This window comes from Agrobacterium sp. ST15.13.015 (assembly GCF_027871645.1).
Classification (GTDB): domain Bacteria; phylum Pseudomonadota; class Alphaproteobacteria; order Rhizobiales; family Rhizobiaceae; genus Agrobacterium; species Agrobacterium leguminum.
In genome coordinates this window covers 22,958-37,497 of the sequence record NZ_JAQAHF010000017.1, presented here as the reverse complement: position 1 = coordinate 37,497, position 14,540 = coordinate 22,958, and the positions used below count along the sequence as shown (strand labels likewise).

Sequence of the window (14,540 nt, the reverse complement as noted above, 5' to 3'; positions counted from 1 at the left end):
AATTTCCTCTGTGTCCGAAAGTGAGTGTGGCCGGAGCTTCCGCTCCGCCGCAGGCGTTGAATGCGGAGCTTGAATGTCAGAAAAAGATGCACTATTTTCTGACATATGAAAAGCACTTCGACATCGGTACCAGACAAGATTATGAAACGCGCCCGCGCTGGCGGGCGCGGCGGCGTTTTCACGCCTAGCGATTTCCTGGGCATTGCTGGACGCGCCGCAGTCGATCAGGCGCTGTCCCGACTGGTCAAGGGTGGTAAACTCCGGCGCCTCGCGCGAGGCCTTTATGATTTCCCGAAGGTCCATCCGCAGCTTGGGCTGCTTTCGCCAGCTCCGGACGATATCGCCCAGGCGCTGGCACGGGAGACCGGTTCTCAGTTGCAGATTGCTGGCGCCCGTGCGGCGAACGCACTTGGGCTTACCACGCAGGTGCCGGCGAAGACCACCTATCTGACCGACGGTCCCTCCCGCAAGGTCGTCCTGGGAAAGCGCGTCGTCGATCTGCGACATGCCTCGCCCAAGCATTTGATCGCTCCTGGCAGTGCGGCTGGCACGGTCGTGCAAGCGCTTCGCCATGTGGGAGCGATGCGTGCCGGCGACGTTGCGCAGGTCGCAGTGCGCCGCCTGTCAGCCAACGACAAGAAGATGCTTGCGTCCTCTGCGGTTCGGGCCCCAGCCTGGATGAGGCCGACACTCGTATCGATCGCCAACGCGTCAGGTGAGATCGATGGATAGGGTGGCTCTCCTTCCGGCTGATGATCGAGCCGCCCTGTTTGGCGAAACAGGCGCCCTTCGAGGAGTTGACAACACGATCGTCGAAAAGGACTTCTGGGTCTGCTGGACTTTGAAGCGTCTTTTCGGCCTGCAGAAACAAGATGCAGCCACCCTCGTTTTCAAGGGTGGTACATCCCTTTCCAAGGCATTCGGCGCCATCCGCCGCTTTTCCGAGGACATCGACCTTTCGTTCGATCGAGCGGAGCTCGGCTACACCGGCGACCGCGATCCGGAAAAGGAAGGCATCAGCAAGAAACAAGCGAACAAACTGATTGAAGCCTTGGTGAGTGACGTCGAGCGGCATATTGCCGAGAAGCTTCTTCCGGCGCTCAGGTCCGCGATCGTCGAGCAATTGGGCGAGCCGAGCGAAGGCAAGTGGTCGCTGGAAATAGATGCCAACGACGCGCAGACAGTGAACTTCCACTATCCGCCTGCGCTTGCGAGCTCTGAATATGAAAGCATGGCCTACATCACGCCGCGGGTGAAGCTTGAGCTCGGTGCGCGCGGCGATCCATGGCCGACCGAGCAGAAGTTTATTCATCCCTACGCGGCGGAGGATTTTCCGGATTTCTTCAAAGATCCGGAATGCACCGTGACTGTTCTCTCCGCGCAACGGACCTTCTGGGAAAAGGCGACCGCGCTGCACGCCGAGGCGCACCGTCCCGCCGAGACCGCAACGCCGCAGTATTTCTCCCGCCACTATTATGATCTCGCGATGCTCCTCGACACCGAGGAAGGAAAAGCCGCGGCCGGCGATTTCGACCTTCTAGTAACAGTGGCAAAGCACAAGGCGACCTTCTTCCGGTCCAGTTGGGCCAGCTACGATACAGCGAGGCCTGGTACTTTGAGACTGATGCCGAGCGAGTCCCGTATCAAAGATTTGCGCGCTGACTATCGCGCCATGGCACCCATGATGTTTGATGAAAAGCCGCTGTCTTTCGACGACATTCTTGCCAAAATCAAAAAACTCCAAGAAACAATTAACAGCTGATCTAACGCTGCATTCCGGGGGAGCCCATTAGTTCGATACGGTCCATCGATCTGCGCCTGGTGGATGATCTCGTTGACTTTGTCCGGGGGCAGGGCTTCGTGCTGGACTTTTCTGACAAAAGCTTTTCCGAGTTCTTCGCCTCAGAGCTTAAGGTCAACATCGATGACCCCAAGTATGCCGTGAACGGAGGGTCGAAAGGAAAACGCCTCCGCTACTTCCTGCAGCACTGCGATGACGCCACCGCTGTTCGTACCCTTGCGGCCCTTTGGGAGCATCGTTCAGAATATCTCGCGCGCACCGCCGGCAAAGACCCGGTCGTCAATGCTGAAACCCGCTACCTGGGTCTGATCAATCGACTTTCGGGTAATCACGCTCCGCCACCAGCTGCGCCGAGTGCTGCGGCCACCGCCGCCGACCGGAACAAGATTGCCAAGGCCAAGTCGGATCTCCTGCAGATCACGGCGCTCGCGCCACAGGCGCGGGGCTATGCCTTCGAGGGTTTCCTCAAGGATCTGTTCAACGCTTTCGGATTAGCCGCCCAGGAACCTTTTCGCCTGCGTGGCGAGCAGATCGACGGCAGCTTCCAGCTCGGCAATGAAATCTATCTCGTCGAAGCGAAATGGCAGGGTCAACCGATTGGCGTCGCCGAGCTGCACACGTTTCACGGCAAGATCGAGCAGAAGGCGGCGTGGACTCGAGGCCTATTTGTCAGCAACAGCACATTTACCGAAGATGGTCTTGTCGCCTTCGGACGAGGCAAGCGCGTCATCTGCATGGATGGTCTCGATCTCTATGAGATGCTGGATCGCGAGCTCCCGCTCACTCAGGTTCTCGAACGCAAGGTTCGCCGCGCCGCCGAGACCGGCTCCCCGTTCGTCCGTGTTCGCGATCTTTTTCCAGGTTGACCGGCGGGGAGGGCGCGAATGGTACAGTTCAACGATTGGTGCGATTCTGCCGATGGTGAGGTAGGACCGCATTTTCGCAGAGTGATAACAGGCAGGGCGGCCGATCTCGGCACGGGAATACAAGCAACAGCGACCGTTGTTCCCCGCCATTACGCTTCTGAAGAACACGTCGCCCGAGCCCTCCGCCGACTAGGAAAGCCTGCTGCTGCGGCTCTGATCGAGGGCAAGCTTCCGACGACCAAAGCCATTCGCTCGGGCGATCTTGGTGAAATCTACGCAACCGAGTGGATCGACGCTCATAGCGGCGGCTACCACGCGCCGATCAAAAGATTGCGTTGGAAAGACCATCGTAACATGGCAATGCGTGGTGAGGATGTCATCGCGCTACTCCTGGATGCGGACACACAGCAGTTGCGGTTCCTGAAAACCGAGGCCAAGAGCCGGGCAACCCTCACCGCGCAGGTGGTCGCGCAAGCGCGCGAGAATCTGAACAAGGACAGTGGGCTACCTTCGGGCCACGCTCTCTCGTTCATTTCAGCCCGTCTCCTCGAACTCGGCAACGAGCCCTTGGCCGATGCGATCGACGACGCGCTTCTGAAACATGGAATTCCGCCCGCCAGCGTGAAGCACCTTCTTTTCACCTTCTCCGGAAACTCGCCGGAGGCCATGCTGACCGCCTCGCTGCAAGCCTACCCCGGTGAGTTTCACCAATGGGGGATCGGACTTCGCGTCGACGGCCATGCCGCCTTTATCGGCGCCGTCTATGATCAGGTGATCGTCAATGCCAACAACGCCTGAAGCGATTATCGCCGACATTAATGAAGCCGCAACCGCGGGATTTCGTGGCCGCCTGATCGCCCGCGGCCAGGCGAGAGCAATCATCTGGCGCGATGGTGTGTTGCCTCCCGATGCACCGGCCTTCGCTCCCCAACTGAGTTATGACCTTCATTCCTATGGTTACGCACTTCTCGGTCTCGGTCTTCGCCTGCGTGAACTCGGCGGGGACGCCGCACAAGCGCGCATCGCCTTCGAACAGGCGGCGACCGCCCTTGAGGCGGTTATAGGAAAGGGGAATCCCGACGAGATCGATCGCGACTTCCATTTTGTCATGGCGGCAGCGAGCTATCATCTTGCGCATCTTTCCGCCCGCGCCTATTCCCTGCTCGCGATCGTTGGTGCAGACGAAAATTTCTCATTGATCGAACGGGTGCTCGCGCAGTTGATGCAAAGGGACTTGAGCGCTCTTCGAACCGTCGTCTTCGACTACAGGGCTGCCGGCGATGGCAGCGATGCTCGGATTGCGGCCGCGATTCAGGCCGGACTTGATCAGGCGGAGGCCGCAGCAGACCTGGATGACGGCGGCAACGAATTCATCTTCGATGGTCTGGATACCGCACTGACCGACGGTTTTCTTGCAGCGATGTCCCTGTTCCTCCTCGCACTGGAGCGGGGCGAACGGCCATTGCTCGATCAGGCGCTGGAACGGCTCCGAATGAGCCTCTCGGTCTGCAGCGAACTGAATCTGCTACCGCAATGGTGGGCTCATCGCATTGCGATCCATCTCCTGTCGGACCTGTGGTCAAGCACCTTCCATGAGCGAGTGCCACTGCAGCCGGCGGGGGGTGAAGCAGCCGACTGGCCGCGTCTTCGAGAGCTGTTCATCGCGTTACTTCAACGGCGCCACAAATCGGAAATCGACCTTTGGCCGTCGCAGATCGAAGCCGCGGCGCGCGCCGTCGACCAGTCTGACGACCTGGTGGTTTCGCTACCTACAAGTGCTGGCAAGACGCGCGTCGCTGAGCTGTGCATCCTACGATGCCTTGCCGGCGGCAAGCGCGTGGTCTTTGTCACGCCTTTGCGTGCCCTGTCGGCTCAGACGGAAACGACCCTGCAGAGAAGCTTCGGCCCGCTCGGCAAGACGATTTCTGCGCTTTACGGCAGCATCGGGGTGAGCGGATTCGATGAGGACGCAATCCGGGAGCGGGACATCGTGGTGGCAACACCCGAGAAGCTTGACTTCGCGCTACGTAACGATCCCTCACTTCTCGATGACGTCGGCCTGCTAGTTTTCGATGAAGGGCACATGATCGGTCTCAACGAGCGCGAGGTTCGCTATGAAGTCCAGATCCAGCGGCTCTTACGACGTCCGGATGCACACCAGCGTCGGATTGTGTGCCTGTCAGCTATCTTACCTGATGGGGATCAGCTCGACGACTTCGCAGCCTGGCTTCGACGCGATCACCCCGGCGGACTGATTAAAAATGACTGGCGCCCGACCCGATTGCGGTTTGGCGAAGTGGTATGGACCTCGCCCAATGCCCGATTGAACATGCGCGTCGGCGACGAGCGCCCATGGGTGGCACGCTTCCTCACGGGTGCCGAGCCCCCGAGGTGGGTCCCACCAAAACGTCGCCGAACCCGTCTTTTCCCTGACAACCAACGCGAGCTCTGCCTGGCGACTGCATGGCGGCTGGCGGACGATGGACAGACTGTCTTGATCTTCTGCCCGGAGCGGCGGAGTGTTGAGCCGTTCGCAGACGTGATCGTCGATCTTCATGAGCGTGGAGCGTTGCGTTCCCTGCTTGAAGCCGATCCAGCGGTGCTCAACACCGCGATTGCGCTCGGAGAGGAGTGGCTGGGCCCGAACAGCGCGATTCTCAAGTGCCTTCGCCTGGGCGTCGCGCTGCATCACGGCGCCCTGCCGACAGCCTACCGCAAAGAGGTGGAACGGCTGCTTCGAGACAATGTGCTCAAGGTGACCATCTCCTCGCCGACCTTGGCGCAGGGGCTCAACCTATCAGCAACCGCGGTCGTGATGCACTCGCTTCACCGCAGTGGGGAGATGATTGAGATTTCCGAATTCAAGAACGTCATCGGTCGCGCCGGCCGAGCCTATGTCGATGTCGAAGGCATTGTGCTCTTCCCTATGTTCGACGATATCGTGAAGAAGCGGCGCAACTGGGAGAAGCTCATCAACGATCTCGGTGCCCGAAACATGGAAAGCGGTCTCGCGCTTTTGGTTTGGACGCTCTTGTCTCGGATGCACGCGCGTATCGGCGGCGATTTCAATCAGCTCGTGGACTATGTACTCAACAATGCGGCGGCCTGGGCCTTCCCGGAGATCGCCAATGAGAAACCGGAGGATCGGGAACGTGCGCTTGCGGACTGGGAGCGGCATGTCGCCACCCTCGACACGGCGATCCTCAGCCTGATCGGCGAAAATGACGTTCCTGACGAAAGCATCGAAGCGGCGTTGGATGACATCCTCCAGTCGTCCCTCTGGCACAGGCGCATCCTGCGCCAGAATGAACAGGTCCAGCAGGTTCTGAAGGCGGGCCTTCTGTCCAGAGGCCGACTTATTTGGAGCCAATCGACGGCGGCGCGCCGACGCGGTTATTTCCTTGCAGGCGTTGGACTGACGACCGGGCATGCTTTGGATGCGATAGCGGCAGAGGCCAACCTGCTACTGATTCAGGCCAATGGTGGGATCCTCGAAGGTGACGCAGAGGCCGCAATTGCAGCGATCACGGCGCTTGCTGAGCGGGTTTTCGCATTCTTTCCTTTCACGCCCGACCCCATGCCGGCAAACTGGCGAGATATCCTGCGGGCATGGCTTTTGGGTCAGCCGCTAGCCGGCGTGGCGGCGGGTCAGGAATCCGAAACGCTTCAATTCATCGAGGGCGGTCTGGTTTATCGCCTACCATGGGCCATGGAGGCGGTCCGCGTGCGCGCGGCCGCGAATGGTGACACGGTTGGCGTCTTTGATGCTCTTCTCGAAGACCATGAGTTGGGTCTCGCTGTTCCTGCTGTCGAAACCGGCACGCTAAATCGCTCCGCATCGATCCTCATCCAGGCCGGCTTCAATTCAAGGCTTGCCGCCATCAAGGCGGTGGTCGACACGGGCGCCGCCTTCCACACCGGCCAGGAGCTTCGGCAATGGCTAAGTTCGGAAGCCGTCTCGGCTTGGAGTGCGCAGCCCGATTGGCCGACGCCAGAGACCAAGGCAATGTGGACGGAGTTCGTGCAGAGTTTTACGCCGCCTGAAAACCGCACCTGGGCTGATCGAAGATATTGGGCAAACGTCACATGGCTCGGCGCGCCGCCAGCACCGGGCACCCCCGTGCAGGTTCACCATTGGGGAGGTCAGCCTCGGGTGTTCGCCGCCGACGGTGCAGTGCTCGGCAATTTGCAGGCAGCGCTTAACCCGGGGAGAGCGGGCCTGTTGCGCGCTCAGGTTGCTCAAGACGTCGGTCGGATCGACATCACCTATCTGGGACCGGCCGATCTGTCCGGTGCGTGAGGCCCTGTCGGACGGCGATATCTTATTTCGCGCAAAGCGCTCACCGCGCCTTATTGGTCAAATGACTCGAATCACCTACGTTGAACGCATGGCTTCTCCGGCCATGCCGTCCACAGAGGCGAAGCCTCAGGGCAGGAACGACTGCATCAACCCGCAAGAACCTCTTTCCAAGGTGCACGGGCCGAGTGGACACGCCATAGATTGCACCGCCGGAGTGGTTCCATGCGAATTCACGTTTCCGACCTTGATCGGTCAAAACAGGCCGCCAAATATCTTGTACGTGCCGCGACCAATCTACAGCTCTCCTATGTGCATGAGAGCGCTCGCACGTGTGCTGGGCTACCGCGATTGGCACGATCTTTCCTGCAGCTGCGATCATCATCGACAAACACAGCCCGGCGACGTGGGTTTCGATGATGCGCTGCATATCATTCTCTCGATAGCCTATGCTCTCGGTCTTCCTTATGCCGAGGTTCAGTACGCCGTGTCCAAGGCACGTCTTTTGCGTGAAACACCTCTGTCGCTTGACGAGCAGATGACCTTGCAAACCTCGATCTGGCGGCGACGTCTTTTTGGTCGCCCGGGGCGGGGGGAAGGCGGGGACTGTCGTGAAAGACAAGGCTTATGGTACCAACACGCCGGCGTATCTTCGCCGCGCTGGCCGACCGACTTATCTGCATTTCGACACGGGTCTTGGCGAACGCGCGGATTTTGAGGTCGTGACCCCGCGCACCGCCCTTTCTGATTTCGTCCCGTCCCGCCTGTGGCTCCCCTATGGAGTCTGGAAACTGAAGGACGGGTCTGAAGTCATTTTTTCCCGCGACTATTTTCCGATGTGGGGAATTTCCGAGGATCGAGTTCAGCGGCTCGCCCCCTGGCTTTGGATCAATGGCATCGTCGACCAAAGCCATTTTTGGAAGGCGGGAGGCGGCAACTGGACGAGCAGTTCAGTACGAGAAATGGCAATCTCCCAACTTGCTGCTTACCGCATCTTCGAACTTCCCAGGCTGATCGATGTAATGCCGCAACTTTTTGAAGCCGATGTCGCCTCGATCGAAGATGGTGTCAGAAGGCTTTATGCCGCGGGACGTCGGGACACCGCCCTCCCATCCTATGCCGAATTGAACACGCGCGTTCTTGGCTAAGTCTACGGGCCACAATGTTTGGGAGAATACCAGCTTCAGATTGGATTGACGACGCAACCACCAGACGAATCTGCTATGTCAAAAGCAAATCGGGCGGGCTGGAACGGCATGACGACAGTCAATACGGTCAAACAACATAGAAAATTGTCGCTGGAGTCCCGGTTTACGTTTGCCGAGGACTCTCTCGCCCGTGTGAGCGGTGCTTGGGATTCGGACCTGCGATCCGCGACCGGGCTCGACGATGGTGAGCGATATTTGCTGCGGCTCTTCAGAAAGACCGGCACGCCGCTGGATGACGACCTGAAGGCGATTATCACTCGAGGATTGCGACGAATTCGACGTGTTCTCTCCTCACGGCGGGCGCGTGAAGTCCTGGTCGAAGTACTCGATGTCGTTGAGGACGGGCAGGAAATCGCGATCGTCATGGTTGATCCCGGCAGCCCGATCTCCGGATCGTCCCATAGAAGGAGAGCACGACAGAACCGCTTTCTGGCGAGTACCAGCCGGAATGTTTTCTGGCGCAATATCGTCCGCATCGCGGAAGCGCTTACCCTGTGCCACGATGCCGGTATCGTGCATGGCGGTGTGAGCACCCATACGATCTTCTCGCATTCAGACGATAGCGACGACTATCGTCTCGGGGGATTTGAAGCATGCGTCCACATTGCTGACAGCAATCTTGGAGCCTCCGGCCATCTTCTGCGCGCTTCTGGCGCGATTTCATTTCGGCAGGATTGGATCGATCTTGCCGGAGTGGCCGCTGCCATCCTCGGCGTGGACGGAGATAATTCCCCTTCGCTGCTCTCGATCGAACGCCGAATGCTGGATCGTTTGGCGAACCCACCGCAGTTTCAGCTCTTTGACGGCAGCATCGTGCTCGGGGAGTTGAGGGAAGTTGTCGCCGAACTCGACAGGGTCGGGTCAAGTTCAGATGGAGAACTCATCCTTTACCCCTCGCGCAACGCCCTCCAGAGCGATTTACCGACTCTGTCGTCCGGGACGATACCCGCGCATGACGGCGTTGCCCTCATGCAGTTCGTCGCGGAAGATCTGCTTTCCGCCGGGGTTCGCCTTGTCCCCGCCGGTCAAGATAGCCTGCGCATTCTCACTGATCTGGCGATCTACAACGTGAAGATCGTCCACGACGCGATTGGCATGATTGAGTCGGCGCATAAAAGGCGACCGAACGACTGGATACAAGGCGCGGAGGATGTCGTTCACCGTTTGCATTTGGCGAGAAATCGCGCGAGTGCCGAAGAGCGCGTGCGCAACCTTGGTCCAGGTGCACGACGATGGCGAGATTTCGCGGAACGCGTCCGAGTAGCCGGGGTAACGAGTGATGTTCCGATGTGGTTCGCTCTGATCCTGCTTGAGGCATTTACCCTGCTGAGGGAGCAGTTTCGTCTGTATCCCGTCGAAGTTCTTTCGTTGCCCGCCAGCGAGCAGAACGTGGTGTGGCTCGCACCTCGCGACGATTCGATACGGGACGATCAGCGCGAAATAATGGGATTGCGCCCCACAGCGGAGGCAATGCGACGCGAACTCAAATATGACGACGGAAAGGTGAATTGGACCGTTTCGAAGTCGGCCAGACTCGCAACCGGCCGTGAGCGAGTGCCGGAACTGAGCTATGAGGGAAGCAATCTGGTCGATGGAAAACTGGCGTTCGCCTTTGCAACGAACCTGGCGGTTCCGGCAGGGCAGTCTCTTTATTTGCGGCCACGCAAGGATACCGGAACCGAGCGCGCTATCAGGCGACGGCTGCAGAACATTGTTGCGGCCAGGGCCAATGTCGAGCTCCTAAGAGCGTTGGATGACCCGGCGCAGGTGGCGATGGACGACATGCTGCGCGACATTGCTGTTCCAGGTTCACCGCCGGCAGATGCGGATATGGAGCCTTCGAAGATCGAGGCTTGGCAGTCGATCGTCGCGGGAAGGTCGATCAATGTCGTCGTCGGTCCCCCTGGTGTGGGAAAAACCTTTTTGATTTCACATCTCGTGAAAAGCATCCTCGATCAAACGCCCGATGCCCGCATTCTGGTGTCTGCCCAGAACCATGAGACTCTCGTCCATATGGAGGACGACCTTCGAAAGTTCTTGCCGAAGCAATCGAACATTGTCGTTCGCGTCGAACGATCTCGCGTCAGCGAAGAAGAGAGCACCTTGCGTCGGAACTCGGTCGTCTTGTTGCGATCCGTATCCAAGCCCGACGCTGAGCGCGCGGCGGTCATGGCAAGCCAGCTCCATCAGATCGCTCAGGCGCTCAATCCCGTCGACAGGTCGGAAAAGTCGGTTGCCGAACGCGCCTTGCGCGACACCGACAATCTGATGCTTCGCTCGTCCGATGTCACCTTGGCCACCACCTCATCCCACGTTCTCGAGGAAATGATTGCCGATGGTGAACAGTTCGACTGGGTCTTCATCGAAGAAGCCGCGCGTGCAAACGGTGCTGAACTGATTGGCGCCCTTCTTCTCGGCAACCGGCGGGTTATGATCGGCGATCATAATCAATTATCGCCTTTCGACGTGGTTGAACGCCAAAAGTTCTACGACGGCAAGCGGGCAAACGAACTGTTGAGGGATGCCAAAGAAAAGCTTTCTGCTATTCCCGATCTGCCTGGCGAAGTGGAAATCGCCCTCGACGCGCTGAAGGCGGACCAGTTCTTGCTCAGCGACGTACTCGCCATCGCCGCTCGTCTTGAGGAGCCGTTCCGATCAATCGTCGAGCGAGAGGCCTTGAGAACCGCGGACACGAAACGTCCGAGCTCGATCGCAAACACGCTACGGGAACAGAGCCGGATGCACCCGGCAATCGGCGAGCTTGTCTCCGATACCTTTTACAAAGGAGAACTCGTTTCGTCGGAGCGCGTGAAACAGCGCAAGAAGGCAGTGGACACTGTCGAAGAGTTCCCCGCTTCGCCTATCGTCATCCTCGACATGCCTTCGTTGAGTGTCGTCAAACGCCGGGCATTCGAGCAGAAGATCAAGCGCTCGTATCGCAACGAGTCCGAGGCAACGGCGATCGTGAGCGCCATGAAAAGGCTGCGACCAATCGTGTCGGCAGACGGGCGTCGGCCAACGTTGGCGGTGCTGTCGCCCTACTCCGCCCAAGTTAGTCATTTCGAGCGCTTGCTCAAACCCGAGATCGACACGGCCGAGAAGACCCTGTTTGGCTTCGCCAGCCCGCGCGGAGATGGAAAGTTCTTCTATACGAGCGACAGTTTTCAGGGGGGTGAGGCGGACGTGATCGTCGCTAGCCTTGTCCGAAACAACGTGCTCGTTGGCACGCGAGCCCTGGGATTCATCAAAAATCCGCAGCGGCTAAATGTTCTCCTCAGTCGAGCCAAGCATAAGCTGATACTTGCCACCAGCCGGAGGTTTATCAGCAATACCGTAAACGGAATCGATCCGGACGGGCTGAACGACGAGCTCGGCTTCTTGCGAAGGATGCTCGACGGAATCGCGCGGCTTGCAGAGACAGAGTTTCCGGGGGGTGACATGGGCGCTTCCATCGTCATGGTCGATGAGAATGGGAAGCTCTCCCGATGAACAACATCTACATTCCGGCATGGCATTATCGTGCGCCGGGCATCGTTCAGCGCACGTGGGGCTGGAGCCCTATCGAGGAAATGGTGCTGCTGTCGCTTGATCGCGATCCGGGAACAATCGATGCCGTTGCGGCACACCTGGAAATCCCGCGACAGGTTGTGAGCTCAACGGTCGCCCGTCTGATGCAATTCGGCCTCGTTGAAGTCCGGCTTTCACCACAGCCGGTGCTCGCGACAAGCAGTGTCGGGCATGGCTTCATTCGCGCCGGGCGCGCGCTTCCAGAACGGACCGCGGACCGCGAAATCGGTATCAGTGTCGTCTATGAAAAGGTCGGGCAATCGGTCTTCAGGACGCGAGATGTGGACACGATTCCCGTGTCTAAGCTCCCGGCCAGTGGAGCGATTGTCGCTTTTCCCGCGGACGAAGTGCCGGAGACGGACTATTCTATGATGCAGCGTGTCAGCCAGTTCACAGCCGGTACACTTCGCCCAGGGGAGTGGCTTCGGGGTGTGGAGGCCAACAGTTCATTCCTGGAGCGAAAATTCCTCGTTCTCAATCTCGATGATGTGAAAGACGGGATTCTGCCACAGGGGGCAAGTGACCAGCTCGTGGAAGCGCTAACGGCGACGATAAAAACCGGCATCTTGCCGACGACCGCCGCACCGCCAGTCAGCCAGCCCGTGGTGATCAACACGTCGTTTGCCACTGACCAGCTTGTCGTTGGGTCTGAACAGCACTTGCAGCGCTTCGAGCAAATCGTGGGCGCTGCAAAGTCCCATATCTTTGTCCTTTCAACTTTTGTCGCCTCGCAGTCAGATGAGAAAGGCAAAGAGAAGCGCGAGAGGATATGGCAGGCCCTGGAGCAGGCTTGCAGACGCGGGGTCAAATGCCACCTGTTCTTCGGAACGTCGCTCGACCGCGCTAAGCATGCAGCAGCCATGCAGGAACTCTACACTCGGCTATCGGCAGTTCGGCAAACGAGAGGCTACCTGCTGGTACAGAGAGAGCCTGTCGGCAGCCATGCAAAGTTCATCCTCGCCGATGACGGCGATGGTGGCGCAATTGCGGTCATGGGGTCCTGCAACTGGCTGTCGTCGCCATTTTCGGCTGTCGAGGTTTCAGTGGAGCTCAGGGAAAACAACGCTGTCGCGACCGGGATGGATCTTCTCCGCGAGATCATCGCCAAACTCTCCGGCGCCAGCCGATCCGTGGAAACGCTCCTGTTCATGGCGTCGGAACTGCGGCGCCAGCGTAGCCGACTTTCAGCGGCTTCGGAAACCGCTCCTCCGGCCGCCCGGCTCACCATTCTTCGGGCCGACGACCACGAGCGCCTTCTGCGAGTTGCGGCGCACGATGCCCAGGAGCGTTTCATCTGCTGTACGAACAAGGTCGGAGCCAATATGGTCCCGGCCCTGTTCGACCCCGCAGAGGTCGCAGGCCGGCGACTGAGTGACGTGCGCGTGTACTACTCGCGGCGGTCCGGGCCGGTCAAACGCGGGCATGTCGCGGAACACCGCGAACGTCTGAATGGCCTCGTCGTGCTGACCGGCGTCCCAGAGCCGCAATTGCATGCCAAGTTCCTGGCGTGGGACAAGGACCATATCGTCGTCAGCAGCTTGAACTGGGGCTCGCAATCGGGGTTGGAGGAGAACCCGCTGGACGAAATCGGCCTTTACCTGGAAGGCCCGAACCTGGCGACATGCCTGCTCGAAAAATTCGAGGCGGCGAGTAGATGACCGGGGTCGTGTCTGACAAGTCCACGCCCAACCCCGCAAATGCAGGCCTTATCATGAAATTCGTGGAGCTTGATGGGCAAGACGGTCAGCCGCCTCGTTCCGTGAGCGTCGGTGGCCTGGAGCTGGAACCGCTGAACTACGACGAGCTGGCAGGCGCGCAACTGCATAAACCTCTGTCCGTCCCGCTCAATTGGCGGTTCGCTAGAATTCTTGAGACGAACATCGAAGGGGTAGAGATCAATGGGCTGGCACGCGGAAACGCAGTGCTCGATAGCACTCATAGTTCGATGGTCATCAGCCTACAGCGTGGCGGGTGGCTTCCGTCTGGTCTCGCGCTCGCCAATGCAGGCGTTACGGTTCTGCCGGATAGAAATGTCATCAGCCAGATCAAGGGACGTTTCGAGGAAGGCTCTGTTATCGGCGCGGGCCAGGACTTTCTGGACTTGCTTGCCGGGCAGGAGGTGCGACTTAACCCCCTTCTATACGCGATCGAAGGCAATGACCGGAGTATTCCAGATCGTCCGATTGTGGAAGCGCAGCTGACGGAGGTGATGGCCTTTCTCCGCAAAGCGCTGCCGACGGCAGAGCTCGTTGTCGGCAGCGACAGTCTGAGGGGCGCTCTGGGCCTGATCGACGACACCCGGGCAGGGTTTGAGCGAAAACGCAACTTCCTCCTTCATCTCGCGCCTTTCCTCACTGCTCCTACGAGCCGCAGGCTTTTCGACAAGAGATGGACCGATGTGATGGATGCGGCCGATCGCTACGGTGTGGCCCGCTATTCTCTCATCGTCCTTGCGGCACTGAGTGCAGTGGCGGTTCCAAACTCTGGCAGCCCCGCAAAGAGGATGTTGAAGTTTCGGGAAGGATACTCTGAGCAGGACGCGTACAACGCGCTCGCGGATGTTCGTTCGCTTGAGATCTTGATTCACCTTCTGGCGTTGTTTCCTAAGGAGCATCCTGCCATTTTTACCGCCGACAGGGCATTGGCGCTTTTCTGGACCGGAATCCGGGCGCATAACTTTCGACGCGAAACGCGTTCGGTATCGTGCGACCTGGCGCCGGTAGAGCAATTGTTTCCGGGCGACACGATCAACCTCTGGGAGAGCGACTGCAGGCGTCGCGCAGCCGTGCAGGCAACGTAGA

The 14,540-nt window shown here is 59.1% G+C and carries 9 protein-coding genes; all 9 read left to right on the top strand.

All coding sequences use genetic code 11. From position 1 onward, the window contains the following. Positions 1-141: 141 nt before the first annotated feature. Entirely contained in the window at positions 142-732 is a 591-nt protein-coding gene (locus PIB16_RS22105; protein WP_192321169.1) for a DUF6088 family protein, read from the top strand. Further along, positions 725-1,762, top strand: coding sequence for a nucleotidyl transferase AbiEii/AbiGii toxin family protein (locus tag PIB16_RS22100; protein ID WP_192321167.1), 1,038 nt, complete (start codon positions 725-727; stop codon positions 1,760-1,762). The genes PIB16_RS22105 and PIB16_RS22100 overlap by 8 nt, the downstream gene beginning before the upstream one ends. A 59-nt stretch (positions 1,763-1,821) precedes the next feature. After that, positions 1,822-2,667 (top strand): restriction endonuclease, encoded by an 846-nt coding sequence (locus PIB16_RS22095; protein ID WP_246765508.1) that lies wholly within the window; start codon positions 1,822-1,824, stop codon positions 2,665-2,667. Between the two features lie 18 nt (positions 2,668-2,685). Beyond that, positions 2,686-3,465, top strand: coding sequence for a Hachiman antiphage defense system protein HamA (locus PIB16_RS22090; protein WP_192321166.1), 780 nt, complete (start codon positions 2,686-2,688; stop codon positions 3,463-3,465). Continuing rightward, positions 3,449-6,967: a DEAD/DEAH box helicase gene (locus PIB16_RS22085; RefSeq protein ID WP_192321164.1), complete on the top strand. Its 3,519-nt coding sequence runs from the start codon at positions 3,449-3,451 to the stop codon at positions 6,965-6,967. The genes PIB16_RS22090 and PIB16_RS22085 overlap by 17 nt, the downstream gene beginning before the upstream one ends. Positions 6,968-7,575: 608 nt before the next feature. Next, entirely contained in the window at positions 7,576-8,112 is a 537-nt protein-coding gene (locus tag PIB16_RS22080) for a hypothetical protein (protein ID WP_271046330.1), read from the top strand. A 108-nt stretch (positions 8,113-8,220) separates the two neighbouring features. Continuing rightward, entirely contained in the window at positions 8,221-11,661 is a 3,441-nt protein-coding gene (locus PIB16_RS22075; RefSeq protein ID WP_192321284.1) for a DEAD/DEAH box helicase, read from the top strand. Beyond that, positions 11,658-13,397 carry a phospholipase D-like domain-containing protein gene (locus PIB16_RS22070; protein WP_192321162.1) on the top strand — a complete coding sequence of 580 codons (1,740 nt, stop codon included), beginning with the start codon at positions 11,658-11,660 and terminating at the stop codon, positions 13,395-13,397. Before PIB16_RS22075 ends, PIB16_RS22070 begins: the two co-directional genes overlap by 4 nt. After that, positions 13,394-14,539, top strand: coding sequence for a hypothetical protein (locus tag PIB16_RS22065; protein ID WP_192321160.1), 1,146 nt, complete (start codon positions 13,394-13,396; stop codon positions 14,537-14,539). The genes PIB16_RS22070 and PIB16_RS22065 overlap by 4 nt, the downstream gene beginning before the upstream one ends. Position 14,540 lies beyond the last annotated feature (1 nt).